The sequence below is a fragment of the Flavobacterium nitratireducens genome (assembly GCF_029625335.1).
GTDB lineage: Bacteria > Bacteroidota > Bacteroidia > Flavobacteriales > Flavobacteriaceae > Flavobacterium > Flavobacterium nitratireducens.
Genome location: NZ_CP121111.1, coordinates 1,481,225 through 1,505,889, shown reverse-complemented (window position 1 = coordinate 1,505,889; position 24,665 = coordinate 1,481,225). Strand labels below are relative to the sequence as shown.

At 34.0% G+C, this 24,665-nt stretch carries 20 protein-coding genes and 1 pseudogene; 7 read left to right on the top strand and 14 right to left on the bottom strand.

The features are described from left to right. Positions 1-36 precede the first annotated feature (36 nt). The 14 genes and pseudogenes from groL to P5P90_RS07110 form a co-directional block, all read right to left on the bottom strand. Complete coding sequence (groL, locus tag P5P90_RS07175) at positions 37-1,668, bottom strand: chaperonin GroEL (protein ID WP_278034073.1); 1,632 nt, start codon at positions 1,666-1,668, stop codon at positions 37-39. Between the two features lie 63 nt (positions 1,669-1,731). Further along, positions 1,732-2,007, bottom strand: a complete 276-nt coding sequence (locus P5P90_RS07170) for a co-chaperone GroES (protein ID WP_066326736.1) — start codon at positions 2,005-2,007, stop codon at positions 1,732-1,734. Between the two features lie 141 nt (positions 2,008-2,148). After that, positions 2,149-2,490 (bottom strand): preprotein translocase subunit SecG, encoded by a 342-nt coding sequence (secG, locus tag P5P90_RS07165; protein ID WP_278034072.1) that lies wholly within the window; start codon positions 2,488-2,490, stop codon positions 2,149-2,151. A 6-nt stretch (positions 2,491-2,496) separates the two neighbouring features. Next, positions 2,497-3,336, bottom strand: a complete 840-nt coding sequence (locus tag P5P90_RS07160; protein WP_278034071.1) for a tetratricopeptide repeat protein — start codon at positions 3,334-3,336, stop codon at positions 2,497-2,499. A 72-nt stretch (positions 3,337-3,408) separates the two neighbouring features. Continuing rightward, complete coding sequence (locus tag P5P90_RS07155; RefSeq protein WP_278034070.1) at positions 3,409-3,912, bottom strand: LptE family protein; 504 nt, start codon at positions 3,910-3,912, stop codon at positions 3,409-3,411. Between the two features lie 140 nt (positions 3,913-4,052). Beyond that, positions 4,053-5,310, bottom strand: a pseudogene (locus P5P90_RS07150) (sigma-54 interaction domain-containing protein). Positions 5,311-5,572: 262 nt separating this feature from the next. Continuing rightward, positions 5,573-5,944: a GxxExxY protein gene (locus P5P90_RS07145; protein WP_278034069.1), complete on the bottom strand. Its 372-nt coding sequence runs from the start codon at positions 5,942-5,944 to the stop codon at positions 5,573-5,575. 88 nt (positions 5,945-6,032) lie between these two features. Then, positions 6,033-7,478 (bottom strand): tRNA (N6-isopentenyl adenosine(37)-C2)-methylthiotransferase MiaB, encoded by a 1,446-nt coding sequence (gene miaB, locus P5P90_RS07140; RefSeq protein ID WP_278034068.1) that lies wholly within the window; start codon positions 7,476-7,478, stop codon positions 6,033-6,035. A gap of 344 nt (positions 7,479-7,822) precedes the next feature. Further along, the gene (locus P5P90_RS07135) at positions 7,823-8,593 is read right to left on the bottom strand and encodes a hypothetical protein (protein WP_278034067.1); all 771 of its coding nucleotides are present in this window, start codon (positions 8,591-8,593) and stop codon (positions 7,823-7,825) included. Positions 8,594-8,730: 137 nt separating this feature from the next. Then, positions 8,731-9,456, bottom strand: coding sequence for an MIP/aquaporin family protein (locus tag P5P90_RS07130; protein ID WP_278034066.1), 726 nt, complete (start codon positions 9,454-9,456; stop codon positions 8,731-8,733). Between the two features lie 25 nt (positions 9,457-9,481). Next, positions 9,482-10,978, bottom strand: coding sequence for a glycerol kinase GlpK (gene glpK, locus P5P90_RS07125; protein WP_278036448.1), 1,497 nt, complete (start codon positions 10,976-10,978; stop codon positions 9,482-9,484). Positions 10,979-11,002: 24 nt separating this feature from the next. Further along, a complete protein-coding gene (locus P5P90_RS07120; protein ID WP_278036447.1) occupies positions 11,003-12,586 on the bottom strand; it encodes a glycerol-3-phosphate dehydrogenase/oxidase in 1,584 nt (527 codons plus the stop codon). A gap of 461 nt (positions 12,587-13,047) precedes the next feature. Then, positions 13,048-14,067, bottom strand: a complete 1,020-nt coding sequence (fbp, locus tag P5P90_RS07115; RefSeq protein WP_278036446.1) for a class 1 fructose-bisphosphatase — start codon at positions 14,065-14,067, stop codon at positions 13,048-13,050. A gap of 403 nt (positions 14,068-14,470) precedes the next feature. Then, positions 14,471-14,776 carry a hypothetical protein gene (locus tag P5P90_RS07110; protein WP_278036445.1) on the bottom strand — a complete coding sequence of 102 codons (306 nt, stop codon included), beginning with the start codon at positions 14,774-14,776 and terminating at the stop codon, positions 14,471-14,473. Between the two features lie 339 nt (positions 14,777-15,115). On the opposite strand from P5P90_RS07110, the gene P5P90_RS07105 reads away from it, so the two are divergent. The 7 genes from P5P90_RS07105 to porN all read left to right on the top strand — a co-directional run bounded on the left by P5P90_RS07105 (position 15,116) and on the right by porN (position 24,651). Further along, complete coding sequence (locus P5P90_RS07105) at positions 15,116-15,886, top strand: DeoR/GlpR family DNA-binding transcription regulator (protein ID WP_278036444.1); 771 nt, start codon at positions 15,116-15,118, stop codon at positions 15,884-15,886. Between the two features lie 192 nt (positions 15,887-16,078). Then, the gene (topA, locus tag P5P90_RS07100; protein WP_278036443.1) at positions 16,079-18,580 is read left to right on the top strand and encodes a type I DNA topoisomerase; all 2,502 of its coding nucleotides are present in this window, start codon (positions 16,079-16,081) and stop codon (positions 18,578-18,580) included. Between the two features lie 54 nt (positions 18,581-18,634). After that, positions 18,635-19,789, top strand: coding sequence for a formimidoylglutamase (locus P5P90_RS07095; protein ID WP_278036494.1), 1,155 nt, complete (start codon positions 18,635-18,637; stop codon positions 19,787-19,789). A gap of 223 nt (positions 19,790-20,012) precedes the next feature. Next, positions 20,013-21,428, top strand: coding sequence for a T9SS ring complex lipoprotein PorK/GldK (gene porK, locus P5P90_RS07090; RefSeq protein WP_278036442.1), 1,416 nt, complete (start codon positions 20,013-20,015; stop codon positions 21,426-21,428). Between the two features lie 35 nt (positions 21,429-21,463). Next, on the top strand, positions 21,464-22,114 hold the full coding sequence (porL, locus tag P5P90_RS07085) for a type IX secretion system motor protein PorL/GldL (protein ID WP_278036441.1): 651 nt from the start codon (positions 21,464-21,466) through the stop codon (positions 22,112-22,114). 56 nt (positions 22,115-22,170) lie between these two features. Beyond that, the gene (gene porM, locus P5P90_RS07080) at positions 22,171-23,709 is read left to right on the top strand and encodes a type IX secretion system motor protein PorM/GldM (RefSeq protein ID WP_278036440.1); all 1,539 of its coding nucleotides are present in this window, start codon (positions 22,171-22,173) and stop codon (positions 23,707-23,709) included. 51 nt (positions 23,710-23,760) lie between these two features. Further along, positions 23,761-24,651, top strand: a complete 891-nt coding sequence (gene porN, locus P5P90_RS07075) for a type IX secretion system ring subunit PorN/GldN (protein WP_278036493.1) — start codon at positions 23,761-23,763, stop codon at positions 24,649-24,651. Positions 24,652-24,665: the final 14 nt, after the last annotated feature.

Here is a 24,665-nt window from a genome sequence, read left to right as displayed (position 1 = left end):
ACGAGACGGTTTTTTGTTTATCTATGTGGGAAGATATTACATCATTCCTGGCATTCCGCCACCCATTGGCATTCCACCACCTGCATTTTCTTCTTTAACGTCGATTAAAGCACATTCGGTAGTTAAAATCATTCCTGAAACTGATGCTGCATTTTCTAATGCTACACGAGTTACTTTCTTAGGATCGATAATACCTGCTTTTAACATATCAACGTACTCGTTAGTTTTAGCGTTGTATCCAAAGTCACCTTGTCCTTCAGCTACTTTTGCTACTACTACAGAACCTTCAAGACCAGCATTTTCAACGATAGTTCTTAATGGAGCTTCGACAGCACGTGAAACGATTTGGATTCCTGTAGCTTCGTCAGCGTTGTCAGCCACAAGAGTACTTAAAACTGATTTAGCTCTCAATAAAGCTACACCACCACCGGCAACAATTCCTTCTTCAACTGCTGCGCGAGTTGCGTGAAGTGCATCATCAACACGGTCTTTTTTCTCTTTCATTTCTACTTCAGAAGCAGCTCCTACATAAAGTACAGCAACTCCACCAGCTAATTTAGCTAAACGCTCTTGTAATTTTTCTTTATCGTAGTCAGAAGTAGTTGCTTCCATTTGACCTTTGATTTGGTTCACGCGGTTTTTGATCATTTCTGCATCGCCAGAACCACTTACGATTGTTGTATTATCTTTATCGATAGCTACTCTCTTTGCATTTCCTAACATTTCGATAGTAGTATTTTCAAGAGTGTATCCTCTTTCTTCAGATATTACAGTTCCACCTGTTAAGATAGCGATATCTTCTAACATTGCTTTTCTTCTGTCTCCAAATCCAGGTGCTTTTACAGCGGCAATTTTCAATGCTCCACGCAATTTGTTTACTACTAAAGTAGAAAGTGCTTCGCCATCTACATCTTCAGCAATAATCAATAATGGTTTTCCTGATTGAGCAACTGGCTCAAGAACTGGTAGTAATTCTTTTAATGAAGAAACTTTTTTATCGTATAATAAAATGTAAGGGCTGTCTAATTCCACTTCCATTTTTTCGGAATTGGTAACAAAATAAGGAGAAAGGTATCCTCTGTCAAATTGCATTCCTTCTACAACATCTACAAATGTGTCAGTTCCTTTAGCTTCTTCAACAGTAATAACTCCTTCTTTACCCACTTTTGCGAAAGCAGTAGCAATTAATTCACCAATAACTTCGTCATTGTTAGCAGAAATAGAAGCGATTTGTTTGATTTTGTCTGAATCGCTACCTACTACTTGAGATTGTTTAGCAAGATCAGTTACGATAGCGTCAACTGCTTTATCGATACCACGTTTTAAGTCCATTGGATTGGCTCCTGCAGCCACGTTTTTCAAACCTTCTTTTACAATAGCTTGTGCTAAAACAGTTGCAGTTGTTGTTCCGTCACCCGCTAAATCATTAGTTTTAGAAGCAACTTCTTTAACCATTTGAGCTCCCATGTTTTCTAGTGGGTCTTTCAATTCAACTTCTTTTGCAACAGAAACACCATCTTTAGTAACAGTTGGTCCTCCAAATGTTTTTCCAATGATTACATTACGACCTTTAGGTCCTAAAGTTACTTTTACTGCATTAGCTAATGCGTCAACTCCACGTTTTAATCCGTCACGTGCTTCAATATCGAATTTTATATCTTTTGCCATTTTTGTTTATTACTTTAAAAATCTTAATACTTTGTACTCAATTCTTAATACTTAATTTTAATTTTAGATTATTGCAAGAATATCGTCTTCTCTCATAATCAAATAGTCTTTCCCCTCTAATTTTAATTCGGTTCCAGCATATTTACCGTAAAGTACAGTGTCACCTACTTTAACGGTCATTTCATGATCTTTTGTGCCATTTCCAACGGCTACAACGGTTCCTTTTTGTGGTTTTTCTTTGGCAGTATCTGGAATAAAAATCCCTGACGCTGTCTTAGTTTCGGCTGCAACTGGTTCAATCAGAACTCGGTCTGAAAGTGGTTTAATGTTTAATGTCATGATTTTTTATTTTTTTATTGATTAAATTAAATTTCGCTTCTCTATATTCAGAAATTATGCCAGTCGATTTTTTCTGCCATTTTTTCTTAAAAAAAATGCCAGCTTTGACAGGCTGGCATTTTTGTTCTATTTAGATAGTAATTATTTTGCTGAATTTGGCGTAGCTGGTGTCGCCGGAGTTGCAGGAGCAGTTTGTGCTGCAGGTGCTGCGGCTTCAGTGTTTTCAATGATTTTAGATTCACTGTCTCCTAAATTTCCAGTAAAACTTAAGCTAGATAATAGAATCAAAGCGATTAATACGATAGCTAAAGTCCATGTACTTTTATCTAAAAAGTCAGTAGTTTTTTGTACTCCACCTAACATTTGTGATCCACCTATTGAAGATGATAAACCTCCTCCTTTAGGGTTTTGAACCATGATTACTACAATCAGTAGGAAACAAACTATAGTTATTAAAACTAAAAAAATTGAAAATGTGCTCATTATTACTTAATTATTATTTTGTTGTAAAATCTTAATATCCGCTATGCGGTCTGCAAAGAAACTACTTTTTTCTGGATATTTCAAAATTAATATTTCATAAGCTTGAATTGCTTTTTGATATTTTTTTTGTTCTAAATATACCTTGGCTAAAGTTTCGGTCATTAGCGAAGTAGTATCGTCTTTGTTGATGTCTAAAGTAAAGTTCGTAGGAGTTCCTGGTTTGATAGCGGGAATCTTGGGATTGCTCTGAATAAATTTATCAATAATTGCTTCTTTTTTCTTCTTCGAAACATCCTCGTTTTTTGGAGTTGCTGAATTATTATTGGTTTCAGGTTCTCTAATTATTGGTTGTATTCTGGAAAGTTGTAGCCATTCTTGAAACGAATGGGTTTCATTTTTAGAAAATTCTAAAGGTCTACCTAATTCTAATTTTTCTTCTGGAGTACTACTTGTTTCGTCGTATTCAATAGTGTCCAGCGACTTGGTTTCTATTTCAATATCCTGATTAACCGTGTTGAATGATGGCGGAACGATTTCGACACTATCAATTACGTTAATCGAAAGTAATTCGTTCGCTTTTTTCTCGAATAATTCTTTTTGAATGGCATTAAATTCTTCCGAACTTATGAAATCAAACAATACCGTTCTGTCGGTGGTATGTGCTGCAGTTACTTTTAATGCCGAATTATACTTAAAACTATTTTCGTTATATAAACCTTTTAAACGTAAAGCGCGGGCACTTTGAAAATACGGAAACTCCTCCAATACCTTTTCTAAAGCAAGAGTTTGCTTTTCGGTAATGGTGTTAGGGTTGTTGATTAAATAAGTATAATCGGTTACATTCATAAATTTTATTTGGTTATTTGGTTATTTGTTAAATCGAATTGGCGAATGAACAAATAACCGAATCAACATTGATTACCATTTGGCTAATGATTCATTAAAAATATCTTGTGTAATTCGGTCAAAAATTTCTTTTAATGCTGTGTTTAAAACTGCTCCCTGTAATTGTGTAGTTGCAGGATAGTCGTAATAGAATTCAAATGGTTTTTCAAAATCGTCTGATTCTTTGTTCTTATTGGTAAAACGTACATTGACTCTAATTTTTAAACGGTTTTGGGCAGCTTGTTGGTCGGCAGTGGCTGTCATGGGGCTAATGCGGTAATCGGTGATTTCACCCTCGTAAGTCAAGTCGGCTCCATTTTTAACCAAATTCAAATTCGTTTGATTTTGTAAAATGTCCTGTAGTGTTAATGTAAAAGTTCGGTCAATCCCTGGTTCAACTAAATCAGCATTGTTTTGGAAAAAATTAACCTGAAAGGTTTTGGCATCAATTTTTCCAGTCCCAGTAAAATTGTAAATGCTGCAACCACTCAACATAAAAAGAGTGATTAGTGCAAAAAGTGAAAGTATTTTTTTCATGAAAATAGATAATAAATTCCAATTTTTAAACTCCAAATTCCAATATTCGAAATTCAAAAGTCTGTCAAAGATAGTGAATTTGGAATCGAGCGTTAGCGAACTGGTGGAGCAATTTCGGATTTTAATATTGGTTTTTCTTTTTAAAGATCGAATTGTTTGATTTTGCGGTAAAGGGTTCGTTCAGAAATTCCTAATTCATCAGCAGCTGCTTTTTCTTTTTCCTTTGTTTTTTTCTAAGGATTTTTTGATCATTTCGATTTCTTTTTGCTCTAATCGTAATACTTCCTCTTCTTCAATAGTTTCGGCAAACAAATAATTGTCTTCGGGATTTGTGTACGTTTCAGTGTGTGTAGTTGGTGATACAACTGTTGTTACCGCTTGTTCTTCAAATTCGATTTCGTTATCTTCTTTAGTGCCGTAAATTTTTTGAATAAGATTAGGGTTGATATCTTGAGCTTTTGCAGCGCCACTTTTCATTAGTTCCAATGTGAGTTTCTTTAAATCATTCAAATCACTTTTCATGTCAAAAAGTACTTTGTATAAAATATCTCTTTCGGTACTAAAATCACTTTCGCTCTTATTGCTACTTATTACAGATGGTAAATTACTGCCTTCAGTAGGAGGTAGGTACGATTGCAAGGTAGGAGCAGTGATATCGCGATTGGTTTCTAAAACTGAAATTTGTTCGGCTACATTTCGAAGTTGTCTAATGTTTCCACTCCAACGGTATTTTTGCAAAAGCTGTACAGCATTGTCATCTAATTTTAATGGAGGCATTTTGTATTTATGAGCAAAGTCGGCCGCAAATTTTCTAAATAACAAATGGATGTCGTCTTTTCTGTCTCGTAAAGGTGGTAAAGTGATATCCACTGTGCTTAGACGATAATATAAGTCTTCACGGAATTTTCCTTTTTCAATAGCACTGAAAAGATTCACATTGGTTGCCGCAACAATTCGGACATCTGTTTTTTGAACTTGTGATGAACCTACTTTTAAGAATTCTCCATTTTCAAGAATTCTTAATAAACGAACTTGGGTTGTTAGCGGAAGTTCGCCTACTTCGTCTAAGAAAATAGTTCCACCATTGGCTACTTCAAAATAGCCTTCACGTGTACTTGTCGCTCCGGTAAAAGCTCCTTTTTCGTGCCCAAAAAGTTCACTGTCAATAGTTCCTTCTGGAATGGCACCACAGTTTACAGCAATGTATTTGCCGTGTTTTCTGTGGGAAAGCGAATGAATGATTCTTGGAATATTTTCTTTACCTACACCACTTTCACCAGTAACCAATACTGAAATATCAGTAGGAGCCACTTGAATAGCTTTTTCAATGGCACGATTGAGCTTTGGGTCGTTTCCAATAATCTCAAATCGTTGTTTTATGTTTTGTACTGATTCCATTTCTATTGTTTTTAAAGTGTTCTTTGTTTCTTGTTTTGATTTCTTGATGTTTGATCTAAGAGTTCATTTTGAATAAAAGGTACTTTATGGGTTTGTTTGAAGTTGTTTTTTCTACTTTATGCTTAGGAAAATAGGTCTTCATAATGTAAAAAGTCACTCCAAATCCAAGTATAAAAGTGGCTATTGCAATGAATAGTTGTTTTTTAGTCATTTTTGTTTTTTATTGTTTTACCACAAATTACACAAATTTTCACAAATTAATTTAAATGACTAACCGCTTGTGGGTTAATGATTTGTTTTGAAAATTTACAATGATTCCAATTTGGGAATCGGCTAACTTGATATAGTTGAGAGTTTGTGCAATGTGTTCGTTGTTTATTTCTTTGACAGTTTTTATTTCTAAAATTATCTCATCATAAATAATAAAGTCAGCGTAAAATTTATGAGGAAGTATATTTCCTTTATATTCAATTACGAATTCTTTTTCCCTTTCAAAAGGGATGTTGTTATTTCTAAATTCTATTTCTAAAGCATCTTTATAAACAATTTCTAATAAACCAGGTCCCAAAATTCTATGAACTTCCATACAAATTCCAATTATTTTGTAATTTTCTTCTTGTTTGTAATATTCCATAGTATTAGATTCTAGATTGGAAAGAACATAAGTCAATATAAATTGTAATTTGTGAAAATTTGTGTAATTTGTGGTTTTAAAAAGTAATCTAATTCATATCGGAATAACCCACTGCTTCTCCTTTTAATGTTCCACTCGTGCAAGAAGTGATTTTTACATTCACAAAATCACCAATTTTGTAATTTTCTTTAGGGAATACTACCGTGATATTTTGTGAATTTCTTCCTGAGAATTCTGCTGCCGATTTCTTAGAGATTTTATCAATTAAAACTTCAACTGTTTGACCAATAAATTCCTGACAAGTACTAAGTGAGTGTTTTTGCTGTAAGTCAACAATTTCCTGGAGGCGTCTTAATTTAGTTTCTTCAGGTACGTCATCTTCCATTTTTCTTTCTGCCAAAGTTCCTGGTCTTTCAGAATAGGCAAACATATATCCGTAATTGTATTTTACATATTCCATTAAGCTTAAGGTGTCTTGATGGTCTTCCTCAGTTTCTGTTGGGAAACCAGTAATCATATCTTGAGTGATTGCGCAACCCGGTATGATGTTGTAAATTTTATCAACTAATTCCATGTACTCTTCTCGAGTGTGCAAACGATTCATCTCTTTTAAGATACGGTTGCTTCCTGATTGAACAGGTAAGTGAATGTGTTTGCAAATGTTTGGATATTTAGCAATCACGTGTAAAACACTTTCGTGCATATCCTGAGGGTTAGAAGTCGAAAAACGAATTCTCATTTTAGGAAATGCCTGTGCCACCATTTCTAATAATTGATCGAAATTTACGGCAGTAGCTTTTTGTATTTCAGAGGCTTTGTCGAAATCTTTTTTCAATCCGCCACCATACCATAAATAACTATCTACGTTTTGACCTAAAAGCGTAACCTCTTTAAACCCTTTTTCATACAAGTCTTGAATTTCTGCCATGATACTTTGTGGTTCGCGGCTTCTTTCGCGTCCTCTGGTAAAAGGAACTACACAAAATGTACACATGTTATCGCAACCACGAGTGATAGAAACCAAAGCGGTAATTCCATTACTCATTAATCGTACAGGAGAAATATCTCCATAGGTTTCTTCTTTAGATAAGATTACGTTTATGGCATCTCTTCCTTCTTCTACTTCTGTTAAAAGATTAGGTAAATCTTTATACGCATCAGGACCTACTACTAAATCGACAATTTTTTCTTGTTCTAAGAATTGACTTTTCAAGCGTTCAGCCATACAGCCTAAAACGCCTACTTTCATTTTCGAATTAATACGTTTTACAGCGTTGTATTTTTCAAGACGTTTGCGGATAGTTTGCTCTGCTTTATCACGAATAGAACAAGTATTAACTAAAACCAAGTCGGCTTCTTCTAAAACTTGAGTCGTGTTGTATCCGTTGCTAGATAAAATCGAAGCAACGATTTCACTGTCCGAAAAATTCATCGCACAGCCATAACTTTCTATGTATAGTTTTTTGTTGTTTTCGGGTTTGTTTTCTAAAACAAGACTTTCACCTTGTTTGCTCTCTTCTATAGTCTTTTCCATTAGTTGTAATTTCAGACTACAAAGATAAGAGAATTCGAATGGATATGACAAGATGTCAGCTAAAGAATTAACAATGTTTTAGTTTTTATTAAGTTTTCTTTCAGGAGCTGTTTCTGGCTTTTCGTTTCAAGGCCTAAAAAAAATCAGCTTTTACAAGTGTTATAAAGAGCTTATTTTAGTTGCTTTTATAAAACAGGGAACCTGAGTTTTTTTATTGCGGGATTTTAATTACTATGCTGGCTAGGCTAGGTACGGATTTCGATTTTTGAAAAAAAAAAAACTCTCTTAAATATCTAAGAGAGTTTTTAGGCAACAAGTTTAAACAAAAAACTACAAGTAAAAACTTAAAATAAATCTACGGCTAATTGTATTCTTGCAATTTTGTTAGCGGGATTCCACATCGCAGTTGCAGAAACAGGTAGCTTATAATTTAACACTGAAATTTCTTTTGAAAGTTTGAATCCAGTATTTACAATACCAAAATTCTTGCTTTGGTCTCCTCTGTATAAATTTGAAGTTCCGTCAATTGCAAACACACCACCTGCATAAAGGCTTACATTTACTTTTTGGTTTTCAATAACTGGATAGCTTAATTCTACATAAGTAGAGTATCTACTGTTATAGTTATTGTTAGCATCTATTTGGCGGTCGTTTTTACCAGTGTAAAGAAATACGTCTGCTTCTAGACGCAAAGGGAATGATTTAGGAAAACTGTATGATGTTCTTAAATCAATGATGTGAGTTGTAGTAAGTTTATCATAATTAAATACTTCAGGACTTGTCATTCCTGTAGTGTTAAATAAATCCCACAATCCAATAGAGAAGTTGCTTTTTTGATATTGAATGTAATAATCAATTTCACGGTATTTCCCGTCAAATCCTGCGCCACCCCAAACACCAGTAGTCAAATTTTGATTTTTGTCTAACGCTAAATGGACAAATCCTGTAGCGGTCATTCCGTCGTTTATTACTAAACCTCTCCATAAATGGCTGGTTTTTAATCCAACATTGAAGTCTATGGTGCTCGGTTTAGAATTTTCCAATGCTGGAATATCTTGTGCATATGAATTTATTCCTGCACAGAAAACTAGTATTGCTAATATATTTTTTTTCATTGTTTTGGTGAATTTGAATCTAATGGGTGCGCTAAATTTGAGCGTTGATTTTATTATTTTTTTTACGAGAAAACAGTAGTACAAGCTATGTATAGTTACACCCCTAAGATAAAGTTTGAATTTGTTTTGGTGTTTTATTATAAAGCCATATAAAGGTATGCGGCAATAGTTGCTCCAATGATTGGTGCTACAACTGGAATCCAAGCATAACTCCAATCACTACTTCCTTTTAAAAGTATGGAGTGCATAATACGAGGGCCTAAGTCCCTTGCTGGATTAATGGCGTAACCAGTAGTACCTCCTAGAGAAAGACCAATTGCCCATACTAATATTGCAACGGGTAAAGCACCAATTGAACCAAGTCCAATTTTAACATCTGTTGCTGAGCTCATACTAAGTTCTGGTCCTGCAAGATAGAAGATTACAAAAATAAGAACAAAAGTCCCAATTATTTCGCCAATCATATTTGATACAGTGTTTCTAATTGCAGGTCCTGTACTGAAACAAGCTAGTTTTCCGCCTTCGTCTTCTGTGATAGTAAAGTGATCTTTATGGAATAACCAAACTAAGAATGCGCCTAACATCGCTCCTAAAAGTTGAGCTATTATATATGTAGCAACTTGGCTCCAAGCAAATTTACCTGCAATTGCTAATCCAATAGTTACAGCCGGGTTTAGGTGAGCTCCGCTTATTGGTCCTGCTACAGTTACTGCTACAAAAACCGCAAATGCCCAACCTGCTGTAATAACTATCCAGCCTGAATTGTTTCCTTTTGTTCCTTTAAGAACTACGTTCGCAACTACTCCATTACCCAAAAGGATAAGGAGCATTGTGCCTATTAACTCTGCTATAAATGATGTCATTTTTTATGATTTTTTATGATTTTTATTAATCTTCGATCCAGTTAGAAGCACGGCCAACAGCTTTGTTCCAGTTTTTAATTAAACTATCAACGTTTTCAGTTGGCATTTCTTGAGTAAACTCTTTGTCGATTGACCATTGTTCTTGTAGGTCTTCTACACTATCCCAGTATCCTACAGCTAATCCTGCTAAATAAGCTGCTCCTAAGGCAGTTGTTTCTAGTATTTTAGGTCTGATCACTTTGAAACCAAAAATATCTGATTGAAATTGCATCATTAAATTATTTGCCGCTGCACCACCATCTACTCTTAATTCTGTTCCTTTTCCACCAAAATCTGCTTCCATTGATTTTGTTAAATCATAAACTTGGTAAGCAATACCTTCTAATGTAGCGCGAGCAATATGAGCATTTGTTGTTCCTCTGGTAATACCCACAATAGCACCTCTTGCGTATTGATCCCAATAAGGTGCACCTAAACCTGTTAAAGCAGGAACAAAATAAACACCACCGTTGTCAGGTACACTTGCTGCTAAAGCTTCGATGTCTGAAGCTGAGTCAATCATTTTAGCACCATCGCGCAACCATTGTACTGCTGCACCTCCAACAAAAACACTTCCTTCTAATGCGTAAGTTGTCTTTCCGTTTATTTTCCAAGCTACTGTAGTCAATAGGTTGTTGTTAGAATATACGAGTTTGTCACCTGTATTCATCAACATAAAACATCCTGTCCCATAAGTATTTTTAGCCATTCCGGGCTTTGTACATAATTGACCAAAAAGAGCTGCTTGTTGATCTCCTGCAACACCTGCAATTGGAATTTCCGTAGCAAATAATGTTGTACAAGTTGTACCATATATTTCACTGCTTTGTTTCACTGCTGGCAACATTGCTCTAGGAATAGTTAACAATTCCAATAATTCATCATCCCATTCTAGCGTGTGGATGTTTAGTAATAATGTTCTACTGGCATTAGAAACATCGGTCATAAACATTTTACCTCGAGTTAGTTTCCAAATAAGCCAAGTATCAACAGTTCCAAAACATAGTTTTCCTGCTTCAGCTTTTTCACGAGCTCCTGGTACGTTATCTAAAATCCATTTTACTTTGGTTCCAGAAAAATAGGCGTCTAAAACTAAACCTGTTTTTTTCTTGATCATGTCTGCATGCCCTTGTGCTTTCAACTCATCACAATATTTTGCAGTTCTACGGTCTTGCCAAACAATAGCATTATAAATTGGCTCGCTTGTTTCTCTATCCCAAACAATAGTTGTTTCTCTTTGATTGGTAATACCAATCGCTGCAATTTCTTTTCCGTTTATTCCTGTTTTGGCAATTACCTCTGCGGCAACACTAATTTGTGATGACCAGATTTCATTTGGGTCGTGTTCTACCCATCCTGGTTTAGGAAATATTTGCTCAAAATCTTTTTGAGACACATTTACAATTTCTCCTTCATGGTTAAATAAAATAGCTCTTGAAGATGTAGTTCCTTGGTCAAGAGCTAGGATTAATTTGTTTTTCATAATAATTGGTTAATGGTTAATAGTTTAATTTGATCTAAATTCAGGTAAAAGAAACCCGCTTGCGATTGTTTTGAATTCTTCGGTTTGTGTTTTAATCCAATCCTCATCATGGCCTAATTCTTTAGCCAATAATTGTGCAACTTTTTCTGAAACAGCAATTGCGGCGCGAGCATCTAGGAATAAGAGACGTACTCTTCGTGATAAGACATCATCAATAGTTCTTGCCATTTCATAACGAATACCCCAGACAACTTCAGCCAATGTGTAATCGTAATTGGGATGTAGCTTTTGTTTTAATGCTGGTTGCTGATTTTGTAAGTCTATAATGTTTTGAATATCACTTCCGTATACATATAAATGGTTTTCTCTGTCTAGGGTTGTGGTTTTTTTATTTCCATGAATTGAAAGGTGTTCTGTTTTGCATTCCTTCTTAGGTAATTTTTTTTCTGAGATTGCTTTGTCTATAATGTCTTCAGCAATTTTTCTATAAGTGGTCCATTTCCCACCTGTGATGGTGATTAATCCCGTTTCAGAGACAATTATTTTGTGGCTTCTTGATACTTCTTTAGTACTTTTACCTTCTTTTTCTGGTGCTGCCAGAGGTCTTAGCCCTGCGAAAACGGATAATACATCGGCTCTAGTTGGTTTTTTGGCTAAAAAGCGTTGTGCGGTTTCGAGTACAAATTCAATTTCACTTTCTAATGCAATTGGTTCTAAACTGTGACTTTTTATCAAGGTATCGGTAGTTCCAACTATTACTTTATCATGCCATGGCACAGCAAATAAAACTCTTCCGTCACTTGTTTTGGGAACCATTAAGGCAGAATCACTAGGTAAAAAAGATTTGTCAAATACTAGATGAATTCCTTGACTTGGTACTATATATTTTTTATAGACTTTGTCATTCATTTTCATGATTGAATTTGTAAAGACTCCTGTAGCATTTATTATAACTTTGCCTTTTATTTCTTTTCTCTCAGCTGTTTCTCTATCTTCTAGTTGTACGCCAATTACGTGGTTATTATCGTCTTTTAATAAATTGATTACTTTAGTGTAGTTTAAAACACATGCTCCATTTTCTACTGCAGTTTGTGCTAGATTAATAGCTAGACGTGAATCATCAAATTGACCGTCATGATATATAACACCGCTTACTAGACCTTTTTGTTCTACGGTGGGAAGTAATTCAATGGTTTTTTTCTTTGAAATGTATTTGGATCGACCTAAGCTTAATCTTCCAGCTAATAAATCGTATATAGTTAATCCAATAGTGTAGAAGTAACCACCCCACCAATTGTAATTTGGAATAACAAAAGTTTGATTTTTGACAACATGCGCAGCATTTTGAGCCATTAAGCCTCTTTCTTTTAATGCTTCTTTCACTAATGAAACATCACCTTGTTCTAAATAACGCACACCACCATGAACTAGTTTGGTACTTCTGCTGGTAGTTCCTTTAGCAAAATCTACTGCTTCAACTATAATTGTTTTGTAGCCTCTACTAGCAGCATCTACTGCCGTACCAAGTCCACTTGCGCCACCGCCAATGATGATTACATCCCACTCATCAGTTTCGTTTAATTTTGATACTTGTTCGTGACGTTTCATAATGTATTGTTTTTTGTGTTTTTAACTTTCTTAATGCAAATTAAATGAAACTAAACGAAACTACAAAGAGAATTCTAATATATTTTTATTTTTTTTTCATATTTCATATTTTTACTGTTAAAATATGGTTATTCCTTACTATTGGGGTGTTTTTAAATAGGAGAAATAAGGGTGTTTAATGATATGTTAGATTATAAAGAGTTTGTAGATTGTATTGTTTTATGCTAAAATTGTAATTTTAAAATCGTAACTATACGAAAGCAATTGAATTTTTAGAAGAACTAAGGTCTGTTAGGGGACTCTGGTAATCATGTTATTTATGTTTTTGAAATGAATGCTAGATATAAAGAAGGGTTTCAGGCTGAATAAAGGTAACGCATAATAAAAGAGGCTGTCTGAAAATTACTTTTCGGACAGCCTCAACTTTTTTCGGGCGGTTTGAAATTGGAGTTATTTTAACTTTAGTATTTGCTTAATTTTGCTTTGAGCATAAAATCTTCCGCTTTTTCGACCATATTTTGACTACCGCAAAAGAATGGTGCTCTTTCATGTAATTCAGTGGGAATGATTTCCATTATTCTATTAAACCCATCCGATGCTTTCCCTCCGGCTTGTTCTGCTATGAATGCCATTGGATTACATTCGTAAAGCAATCGTAATTTACCTTTTGGTGCGGTAGTAATAGTTGAATATATGTATACTCCGCCTTTTATCATATTCCTGTGCATGTCCGCAACTAAACTTCCAATGTATCTTGAAGTGTATGGTCTTTCGTCCTCTTCAAGTTGGCAGTATTTGATGTAGTCTTTTACTCCCTGAGGAAAATGAACATAATTCCCTTCATTTGTAGAGTATATATTTCCGTCTTTTGGGAATTGCATATTGGGATGGGATAAATAAAATGTTCCAATAGCTGGGTTCAACGTAAATCCGTTTACACCATTACCTGTAGTATAAACAAGCATAGTTGATGTTCCGTAAATGACGTATCCGGCAGCAACCTGATTGATTCCTGGTTGTAAGAAGTCTTCAAGGGTAACTGGGGTTCCGATTGGGGTAATTCTTCTAAAAACTGAAAAAATTGTCCCTAATGAAACGTTTACATCAATATTTGACGATCCGTCAAGTGGGTCCATTAAGACTACGTATTTGTTATTATGACTTTTATCACTTCCTTCAACAGTTATGAATTCATCGTTCTCCTCAGAAGCAATGCCGCATACTATTTCTCGATTTATAAGAGTTTGAATAAAAACTTCATTAGCATAAACATCTAATTTTTGTTGGTCTTCTCCTTGTATGTTTTGAGCGCCTACTGCACCTATAATATCTACGAGACCTGCTTTACTTACTTTGTAATTGACAACTTTAGCGGCCAAACGAATCGAATTGATGATACGTGATAATTCACCCGAAGAATATTGAAAATCGGCTTGGTTTTCGATGATAAATTCTCCTAAAGTCTTGTTGTGTTCTTTCATGATAACATTGTTGTGGTTGTTTTGAAATCGTAAATTTTTTGGTTTTTTATATAGTTTTATTTATTCGTTGGTCAGAATTATAAATAAAATTATGAGTATCATAATTCTAACTCCTGTTGATTTATAAGTTGTTTAAGTCGATTCGTGATTTGCCTGCTGATCAATTGTAGTTTGAAATTATAAAAGAATGATTTTTGATTTGATTGCCAGAGGATTTTTGTCATTATGTCTTCTTTCCTAGTCTTTTTAATAAGATAGATTTTGTGTTGTTTGAAAACATTGTAATACACCGCGAGCTAATTTAGTATTTTACCTAGAGTTCCTTTTGGGATATTGATTGCTTAGAAGAAGATATTTTTATAGGCTCAGCAAACTGCGTCAAGTTCGATCTCAAATCAGTTAGTTATATTTCGGTTTGAGTAACTTTGTGATTAAAGATAGAATCATAATATTCATAAAAAAATTGATCTAAACTTCCACTTCTAGGAATATCACAGTTCTCTAAAGTCCATTTAGATACATCTGCCATTTGTTGTTTTTCTATTTCTAAAAATTCTTCGTCTATTCTTTTAATTGCATTTCTCATAACTCTTTCAAGTATTGCAAGACAAGTATTTCTTATTAATTCGTTTTTAATTTCTTGCAGTGCTTCTGTTTCTGATGCAATAGATTCTTGTAAATCCTGTTTTAAATTTTGCATTGCAGTCATGATTTTGTTTTTTTTATGGATTAATATTAGTTCAATAAAGCCGAGAATATAACGCATAACATAAGCCGGTGGTTGAAAACAACTTGGTAGGTAAACCGCCGTCGTATGTTATCTTGCGTTCTAACGCAAATAATGAGTATATTCAATATTTGTGCTTTGTTTTGTTTTTTTGTTCGTTTAGTTTTGATTAAGGTTTGTTTTGCCCTTTTTATTTAAAATAAAGTTTCGATTAACAAATATAATGAAATTAAACAAAGGAGATTTAAATAAAATGAAATTTATTTATATAATTTATTTTTGTATCTTTCAAAATCAAAAAAATTAAAAAGACGTTTTATTATGACAATGATCAATAGGAGACAAGAGGATATACTTAAGGAATTAAATCAAAAAGGATATGTGAATGTGGTTGATTTGTGTGAAACACATAATGTTTCAACCGTAACCATACGAAAGGATCTAAATTTTTTAGAAAATGAAAAGCTTTTGCATCGTACACATGGTGGAGCCAGTAAGCAACCTATTTATGCTTTTGAAAGAAATGTTGATGATAAAGAAGGATTGCAGGTTGAACAAAAGAAACAAATAGCAAAAGAGGCTTTAAAATATATTAATGATCACGATTATATTATATTGGGCTCGGGTTCGAATATTCATTATTTGTCTCGGACTATCACAGGGTTTCAAAAATTAACGGTGCTTACCCCTTCATTAAAGGTATCTTTAGAACTTTGTAAAGTAACGAACATAGATACGATACAATTGGGCGGAGATATTCGAAACAGTTCAACTTCAGCCGTAGGTCCGATTGCAGAGGCTACTTTGAGTCAGTTTTCTTGTAATAAACTATTTCTGGGAGCAGATGGGATTCATTTGGATTTTGGTTTAAGTACATCAAATTCTTTAGAAGCGCATTTAAATCAAGCTATGATAGATGTTTCTGAGAAAATTATTGTTTTAGCAGATTCTACAAAAATGAATGTAAGAGGTTTTGGTAAAATTTGTAATTTAGATAAAATTGATGTTTTGATTACAGATGAAGGTATAGATATCGAAACTAAAACGAAACTGGAAGAACTTGGTATTGAAGTTGTAATCGCTCCTAAATAATGATTTTATTTGTAGTAAAATAGGTTAGATTTATAATAAGTGTTCATTTATTATTAGAATGTTTTTTTCTTAAAAGGGATGAGATTTAAACCATTGAAAACTTGTAAATCAACGATTATATTGACTTTTAAAATTTAAAAAACCCAAAATTTAAAAAAATCATATACTTTTGCCGACACAAACAAACGGGACATGGCAAAGAATTTAGTTATAGTGGAGTCACCTGCGAAGGCGAAAACAATCGAAAAATTTCTAGGAAGTGATTATCAAGTAGAGTCCAGTTATGGGCATATTGCTGATTTACCTTCTAAAGAAATTGGTGTAGATGTAGAAAATGGATTCTTGCCTAAATATGAAGTTTCTTCGGATAAAAAAGCTTTAGTTAGCAAACTTAAAACGTTATCTAAAAATGCCGAGACGGTTTGGTTAGCAAGTGATGAGGACCGCGAGGGAGAGGCTATTTCTTGGCACTTGGCGGAAGAATTAAAATTAGATAAAAAGAAAACAAAACGAATTGTTTTTCATGAGATTACAAAGAATGCTATTTTAAAAGCTATCGATAATCCTCGTGAAATTGATTATAATTTGGTAAACGCTCAACAAGCGCGTCGTGTTTTAGATCGTTTGGTGGGTTATGAATTATCGCCGGTTTTATGGAGAAAAATTAAAGGTGGACTTTCGGCTGGACGTGTTCAGTCAGTTTCTGTTCGATTGATTGTAGAACGTGAACGCGAAATTCAAGATTTTAAAGCTGTAGCTACTTATTCCGTTGTTGCCGAATTTACAAATGAAGCCGGAAAAACTTTTAAAGCTAAATTGCCTAAAAATTTCAATACTAAAAAAGAAGCTGAAGATTTTTTAAATAAAAATATTGGTTCGACTTATAAAGTAGCTGATTTAGAAACGAAACCAACCAAAAAATCACCTACAGCTCCTTTTACCACTTCGACTTTACAACAAGAAGCGGCTCGTAAATTGTATTTGCCTGTTGGAATTACAATGCAGTTAGCACAACGTTTGTATGAGGCGGGATTGATTACCTACATGAGAACGGATAGTGTGAATTTGTCCAAAGAAGCTATGGATGCGGCTCAGGCTGAAATCATTAAGTCTTATGGAAAGGAGTTTTCTAACCCTAGAACATTTGCTAACAAAAGCAAAGGAGCACAGGAAGCACACGAAGCAATCCGTCCTACAGATATGTCACGTCATACGGTTGATATTGATAGGGATCAAGCTAGGCTTTACGATTTGATTTGGAAAAGAACATTAGCTTCGCAAATGAGTGATGCGAAATTAGAACGTACTAATGTTAAAATTGCAGCAAATAATCATAATGAGTTGTTTACTGCTTCAGGAGAAGTATTGCTTTTTGAAGGCTTCTTGAAGGTGTATTTGGAGGGGCATGATGACGACGAGGAAGAACAAGAAGGAATGTTGCCTGCTTTGAAAGTAAATGAAAATTTACAAAATAATTTCATTACCGCTACGGAACGTTATTCACGTCCTGCAGCAAGATATACCGAAGCTTCCTTAGTTAAAAAATTAGAAGAATTAGGAATTGGACGTCCTTCAACTTATGCACCAACAATTTCTACAATTATCAATAGAAATTATGTAGAAAAAGGAAATTTAGAAGGTCAGGAACGTAATTATACGCAGCTTACTTTGCAATCAGGTAAAGTGGGTGAGAAAGTATTAAAAGAAAATACAGGTTCTGATAAAGGAAAGTTAGTGCCAACTGATATCGGTACCATTGTTACGGATTTCTTAGTGAAAAATTTTGGTAATATTTTAGATTATAATTTCACGGCCAAAGTAGAGCAGGATTTTGACGAAATTGCCGAAGGTAATATCGAGTGGGCTAAGATGATGCAGGAGTTTTACGATCAATTTCATCCTACGGTTAAACATGTTGAAGAAAATGCCGATAGAGAAAGTGGAGAGCGCATCTTAGGGGTAGATCCGGTATCTGGAAAACCAGTTTCTGTTCGTTTAGGTAAATTTGGTCCGATGGCACAAATTGGCGATGCTGAAGATGAAGATAAGAAGTTTGCTAGTTTAATGAAAGAGCAAAATATTGGAAATATCACTTTGGAAGAAGCTTTAAATTTGTTTTTATTGCCAAAATCATTGGGAACATATAAAGACGAAGAAGTGGAAGTAAATAACGGTCGTTTTGGTCCTTATGTACGTCATGGAAGTGTTTTTATTTCGTTACCAAAAGGCGAAGATCCGCTTGCTGTTACAAAAGAAAGAGCTCAAGAATTAATAGACGAAAAATTAAAAGCAGATGCTCCTATTGCTACTTACAAAGGGGAACCTGTTCAAAAGGGTACAGGGCGTTTTGGTCCGTTTATTAAATGGGATGGCATTTTTATTAATGTAAGTAAAAAATACAATTTTGATAATTTATCTCAGGCTGATATTGAGGAGTTGATAGAGGATAAATTACAAAAAAATATAGACAAAGTTATTCATAACTGGGTTGAGGAAGGCATTGTGGTAGAAAAAGCAAGATGGGGTCGTTCCGTTATTTTAAAAGGAAAAATCAAAATTGAATTGAGTAAAGATGTTGATGCTTCCAAATTGACTGTGGCTGAAGTTCAAGAAATGATTGCTCAAAAGACACCTGCTAAAAAAGCGCCAGCAAAAAAAGCTCCTGCTAAGAAAGCAGCAACAAAAAAGAAATAATTTATCTTTTCCTTTTAATTCTTGGGAAATAAAAAATAAGAATAAGCAACTATGATAGGATTTGATTTTCTAGAGCCCTTAAATAATGAATTCTTAGCATTTGTAAACTCGCTAAGTACTCAGCAACTAGGAAGTAAAGTGGTTTTTCACACTAAGAACGAATTCCCCGATTTAGATAAAGTTAAAATTGCTTTAATTGGGGTTTTAGAAAATCGCGGAAGTGTTTCATCGAATAGCAGTACAGGTGATTTAAGTATTGTGAGAAAGGAATTGTATCGTTTATTTCCTGGAAATTGGGACATGACAATTGCTGATTTAGGTGATATTTTGCCTGGAAATTCAAAGGAAGATACCTATTTTGCTTTACGCAAAGTAGCCGCTGATTTAATTAAAAAGAAAATAATTCCTATTGTTATTGGTGGTTCACAAGATTTAACCTATTCGCTTTATCGTGCTTACGATGAATTAGAACAAATGGTTAATTTGGTTGCTATTGATAGTAAATTCGATTTTGGAAAAGAAGACGAAGAAATGTCTAGTAGTTCCTATTTGAGTAGAATTATTATTGATGAACCTAATAATTTATTTAATTTTTGCAATATTGGTTATCAAACCTATTACAATTCTCAAGAGGAGATTGATTTAATCGAAAAGCTGTTTTTTGATGCTTATCGTCTTGGAGAAGTTTCACACAATATTGCTATTGCAGAACCTGTTTTTAGAGATGCCGATATTGTCAGTTTGGATTTAAATTCAGTTAAATCTTCTGATTCGGGTAATTTCAATTCTTTTGCACCCAATGGTTTTAATGGGAAAGAAATTTGTGCTCTTTCCAGATATGCAGGTATTAGTGATAAAGTAAGCATGTTTGGTGTTTTTAATCATGATAATACGGCACAGGAATCGGTGTTGATTTCACAAATTATTTGGTATTTTATAGAAGGTTATCATTATCGTTCAAATGAATATCCATTTGGAAGCAGAGAAAATTATATAAAATATAGTGTTCTTATAGATGAAGAGACTTTGGTTTTTTATAAAAGCGATCGTACAGATCGTTGGTGGATCGAAATACCATTTGTATCAAATGTTAACAATAAACTAAAAAGAAATACGTTATTACCTTGTTCACATGAAGAATATCTAGCTGCATGTAACCAAGAATTACCAGAAAGATGGTGGAAAGCACAAAGGAAAAATCTTTTGTAAAAGATTTATTGAAAAATAAAACCTACAAAATAGATATAAAAGTGTACTTTATCGGATATTTTTAGCATTTTATCGATAAAATATTTTTTTTATAATTTATTTAACTCTAATTTTGGAGTGGCTATTTAAATATAAAAAAAAATATTGTTTTATTAATAAATAATAAATAGGTTTACATAGGTTTACAAACGAAAAAAATAAAGAATATATAACCCGAATTTATATGAAGAAGTTCATTGCGTTTGCGGCAATTTTGTCACTTTTAATTAGCTGTGGGAAATCGAGTGATAAAGGAGAATTGGTCGGTGTTAAAGGTGCAAAATGGCATCCGGAGAAACCCTATGGAATGACTTTAGTTCCAGGAGGTGCTTATATCATGGGTAAATCTGATGAAGATGTTGCTGGTGTTCAAGATGCTAAAACAATGACAGTAACTGTTCGTTCGTTTTACATGGATGAAACAGAAATTACTAACAGTGAATACCGTCAGTTTGTAGAATGGGTAAAAGATTCTACAATCAGAATGAAGTTGGCTATTTTAGCTGATGAACAAGGAGTAAAGGCTGGAGATGGTAAAGGTAAAAAAGCAGGTAGTATTGGTGATTTTGCTTTTAATGATGCTGATCCCGAAAAAATGTCTGCTTATGATAAGTACATGTATGACAATTATTATAGTATCGGTACTGCTGAAGACCCATATGCTGGAAGAAAATTGAATAAAAAAGTAAAATTAATTAAAGATCCACAACAGTATCCAGATGAATATTACGTTGAAGTAATGGATTCTATGTATATTCCTTTAGAAGAGGCCTATAATGGTTTGAGAACCATTGATGTTGAAAAGTTGAAATTCCGTTATTCTTGGATGGATATTCAAGCAGCAGCCAAAGCAAAAGTGGGTAAGAGAAAAGACTTTATCAGAAATGAAGAAGTAAAAGTATATCCTGATACTACAGTATGGATTAAGGATTTTGCTTATTCGTACAATGAACCAATGCACAACGATTATTTTTGGCACAAAGCCTATGGAGAATATCCTGTTGTAGGTGTAAAATGGACACAAGCAAAAGCTTTTTGCGCTTGGAGAACCTTAAATAAAAACAGTTATATCAAATCTAAAAAAACGGGTCGTGACTTGATTAATAATTTTAGATTGCCTACTGAAGCAGAATGGGAATATGCCGCTCGTGGGGGGCTGGAATCGGCTACTTATCCATGGGGAGGACCTTATACTAAAAATGACAGAGGTTGTTTCTTGGCTAACTTCAAGCCTAATAGAGGAGATTATGCCGCTGATCAAGCCTTATATACTGTTGAAGCAAAATCGTACGAGCCTAATGGTTACAACTTATATAACATGGCTGGTAATGTTTCTGAATGGACGGATTCTTCTTATGATCCAAATGCTTACGAATATGTATCTACAATGAACCCTAATGTTTTAGATGCTTCTAATAAAAGAAAAGTAGTTCGTGGTGGATCTTGGAAAGATGTTTCCTATTTCTTGCAAGTAAGTACTCGTGATTTTGAATATGCAGATTCAGCTAGAAGTTTTATCGGATTTAGAACTGTTCAAGATTACATGGGAGTTAATAATACTGGAAATACAACTACTAGAAGAGCGAATAGAAATCGATAAAAAAACCTACACACTAACTATTAAAAATTAACATTATGGCATTACTAGGAAAAAAAGCAATGAATTTTGCATACGGTATGGGAGCAGCAGTAGTAATTGTTGGAGCTCTTTTTAAAATTACTCACTTTGAAATTGGACCATTAACAGGGACATTGATGCTTTCAATTGGATTGTTAACAGAGGCTTTTATTTTTGCGCTTTCGGCTTTTGAACCCGTAGAAAATGAATTAGACTGGACCTTAGTGTATCCTGAATTGGCGAATGGAACTCCTAATCCAAATAAAAAACCAAAAGCGGAATCAACATCAGAAGCGCAAGGATTGTTATCTCAAAAATTAGATAACATGCTTAAAGAAGCTAAAATTGATGGTGAATTAATGGCAAGCTTAGGAAATAGTATTAAAAATTTCGAATCAGCTGCAAAAGGTATTGCTCCAGCTGCTGACGGAATTGCTGCTACAAAAAAATATAGTGACGAATTGTCTATGGCTGCTGCTCAAATGGAAGCTTTAAACAGTTTGTACAAAGTACAATTAGAAAGTGCTTCTAGAAATGCTGAAGCTAACAAAGAAATTGCTGAAAATGCAGCTCAATTAAAAGAGCAAATGCAATCTATGACGGCAAACATTTCTTCATTGAACCAAGTTTATGGTGGTATGCTTTCTGCAATGAGCAATAAAGGATAATAATTAAGTTTGAAGACTATTTAAAAAAACTACCCCACAACTAATTATTAGAAAATATGGCAGGAGGAAAACTTACCCCTAGACAGAAGATGATTAACCTGATGTATTTGGTTTTCATTGCTATGTTGGCAATGAATGTTTCGAAAGAAGTAATATCAGGTTTCGGATTAATGAACGAAAAATTTGAAAGTTCAAATGCTAGTTCAAAACAAACCAATGATCAAATGTTAGCTGCGCTTGATAGCAAAGCAGCAGAGGCGAAAGGAGAATTTGCTGTAGCATCAGCAACAGCTCATAAAGTAAAAACAATTACGGACAACTTTTACAACTATATCAACTCTTTAAAAGAGCAAGCTACTAAAGGTTTTGAAACGAATCCAGAAACAGGAAAATTACCTTATGAAGACATGGATAAAGGTGATAATGTTGATGATTGGTTTACAGGAGAAGGTTATTCTAAAAAAGGAAAAGAAATTGTTGCAACTATAGAAAAGTACAAAGCGGATATTAAAGCCACTTTAGGTACAGAAAAAAAATACAGTGGAATTATTAAAGAGGTAGAGGAGAAATTCGACCTTTCAGATGTTAAAAATAAAGAAGGTTTAAAAGATAAATATTTGTCTTACCACTTCAAAGGTTTTCCGGCTATTGCTACTGTTGCAAAACTTTCTTCTTGGCAAAATGATATTAACAAAGTAGAGTCTGATGTATATAGTATTGCTTTAGGTAAAGCTGCGGTTGAAGCAGCTTCTTACAGTAATTATCAAGCTATTGTAGTTTTAGACAAAAATGCTTATTTTCAAGGAGAGCAAGTTACAGGAAAAGTAGTTTTAGGTCGTTACGATGAAAATACTAAACCAACAAGTTTTTCAGGACCAGGTAAAATTGTTAACGGTCAAGCTATGATTTCATTAACTGCAGGTGGTGTTGGAGAACAAACAATTGGTGGTCAATTTACTTTTACAGAAGATGGAAAAACGATTCCTTTGAAATTCTCAGGGAAATATGTAGTTGTTCCTAAGCCAAATTCAGCGACTATTTCTGCGGATAAAATGAACGTAGTGTATAGAGGAGTTACAAATCCAATCTCTGTATCTTTTGCAGGAATTTCAGATAAAGATGTTAATGCATCTGCTCCAGGATTGGTTAAAGTTGGAAATGGAAAATACAATATGAGCCCGCAAGGAGGAAACGAAGTGGTGGTTAACGTTACTGGAAAATTACCAAATGGGCAAACAGTTTCTGATAAAAAAGTATTCAGAATTAAAGGAATTCCTGGACCAACAGGTACCATCAGAGGAGAATCAGGTGTGGTAAAAGGTCCTAAATCTAACCTTGAAATTGCTACTATTGGTGCTAAATTAGTAGATTTTGATTTTGATGTTAATTTAGAAGTTGTTGGATTTAATTTAAAAGTCACTGGTCAGCCTACTGTAGTTGTTCCGGGTAACAAATTAAATGCACAATGTAAATCAGTTTTGTCTAAAGCAGGAAGAGGTGACCAAGTTACTATTTCTGAAATCAAAACTAAATTAGTAGGTGCTGGTAGTTATTTATTACCAAGAACAGCTCCAGTAATTTTTGAAATTCAATAAAAAATACTTTTTACCCAGAAGTTTAAATCAATTCTTATTAATGATACTATGATGAATATGAGAAATTTTTTGATAATGGCAATCGCTTTAATTGGAGGAGTAGCTTCTTATGCACAGTCTAATTTGTTGAATGCTAGAATTCCTGAAGAAATTGGTTTAAAAACTAAGGCACAGCAAATCTCAGATAACGATAAACCTTTGGCTTATGGTTATGTGCATGATAGAGATGTTTTGATGGGTAAAATGGTTTGGGAAATTATTGATTTAAGTGAACGAATTAACTTTCCACTTTATTTTCCAATAGATACTGCAAACATTGGTTCGGACAGACGTTCCTTGTATGATGTTTTGACCAGAGCTATTAAAGAAGAACGTATCACTGAGGTTTATGCGGATAGTTATTTTAATACTAAAAAGACCTATAAAGATATTCAAGCTTCTTTAAGTAGAATTGATACTACAGATGCGGGTAGAGAGCAAATTAATGCTGGACAAAAAGTATCTGCTGAATACATCATGAAATCGGATTTGACGGCTCAGGATGTTACGCAATATAAGATTAAAGGTTTCTGGTATTTTGATAAACGTCAAAGCGAATTAAAGTACCGTCTTTTAGCTATCTGTCCTGTAACACCTGATGTGTACACGATGAATAGTGAGGAGAAAGATTATATTGAATTATTTTGGATTTTCTTCCCTGATGCTAGAGAGGTTTTGCATGAAGCCAAATCTTTCAACAATAAAAATTCGGCAATGCCAATTTCTTTTGATCAAATTCTTAATGCTAGACGTTTCAATAGCGTAATATACAAAGAAGAAAATGTATATGGCGATAGAGAAATTAAAGAATACATGAAAGATAATGCTCAAAATCAATTGTTAGAAGCAGAGCGTGTTAAGGAGAAAATTCGTGATTTTGAATCGGATATGTGGAATTATTAATTTCCATTCTAACT

Bases quoted from the DNA above. Each gene is read 5' to 3' on its own strand.
- topA (WP_278036443.1), top strand. From the start codon at position 16,079: ATGGCAAAGAATTTAGTTATAGTGGAGTCACCTGCGAAGGCGAAAACA.
- porN (WP_278036493.1), top strand. From the start codon at position 23,761: ATGAATATGAGAAATTTTTTGATAATGGCAATCGCTTTAATTGGAGGA.
- porK (WP_278036442.1), top strand. From the start codon at position 20,013: ATGAAGAAGTTCATTGCGTTTGCGGCAATTTTGTCACTTTTAATTAGC.
- glpK (WP_278036448.1), bottom strand. From the start codon at position 10,978: ATGAAAAACAAATTAATCCTAGCTCTTGACCAAGGAACTACATCTTCA.
- P5P90_RS07135 (WP_278034067.1), bottom strand. From the start codon at position 8,593: ATGAAAAAAAATATATTAGCAATACTAGTTTTCTGTGCAGGAATAAAT.
- P5P90_RS07130 (WP_278034066.1), bottom strand. From the start codon at position 9,456: ATGACATCATTTATAGCAGAGTTAATAGGCACAATGCTCCTTATCCTT.
- P5P90_RS07105 (WP_278036444.1), top strand. From the start codon at position 15,116: ATGACAATGATCAATAGGAGACAAGAGGATATACTTAAGGAATTAAAT.
- P5P90_RS07160 (WP_278034071.1), bottom strand. From the start codon at position 3,336: ATGAATGTAACCGATTATACTTATTTAATCAACAACCCTAACACCATT.
- secG (WP_278034072.1), bottom strand. From the start codon at position 2,490: ATGAGCACATTTTCAATTTTTTTAGTTTTAATAACTATAGTTTGTTTC.
- P5P90_RS07120 (WP_278036447.1), bottom strand. From the start codon at position 12,586: ATGAAACGTCACGAACAAGTATCAAAATTAAACGAAACTGATGAGTGG.
- porL (WP_278036441.1), top strand. From the start codon at position 21,464: ATGGCATTACTAGGAAAAAAAGCAATGAATTTTGCATACGGTATGGGA.
- porM (WP_278036440.1), top strand. From the start codon at position 22,171: ATGGCAGGAGGAAAACTTACCCCTAGACAGAAGATGATTAACCTGATG.
- P5P90_RS07170 (WP_066326736.1), bottom strand. From the start codon at position 2,007: ATGACATTAAACATTAAACCACTTTCAGACCGAGTTCTGATTGAACCA.
- groL (WP_278034073.1), bottom strand. From the start codon at position 1,668: ATGGCAAAAGATATAAAATTCGATATTGAAGCACGTGACGGATTAAAA.
- fbp (WP_278036446.1), bottom strand. From the start codon at position 14,067: ATGAAAGAACACAACAAGACTTTAGGAGAATTTATCATCGAAAACCAA.
- miaB (WP_278034068.1), bottom strand. From the start codon at position 7,478: ATGGAAAAGACTATAGAAGAGAGCAAACAAGGTGAAAGTCTTGTTTTA.
- P5P90_RS07155 (WP_278034070.1), bottom strand. From the start codon at position 3,912: ATGAAAAAAATACTTTCACTTTTTGCACTAATCACTCTTTTTATGTTG.
- P5P90_RS07110 (WP_278036445.1), bottom strand. From the start codon at position 14,776: ATGACTGCAATGCAAAATTTAAAACAGGATTTACAAGAATCTATTGCA.
- P5P90_RS07145 (WP_278034069.1), bottom strand. From the start codon at position 5,944: ATGGAATATTACAAACAAGAAGAAAATTACAAAATAATTGGAATTTGT.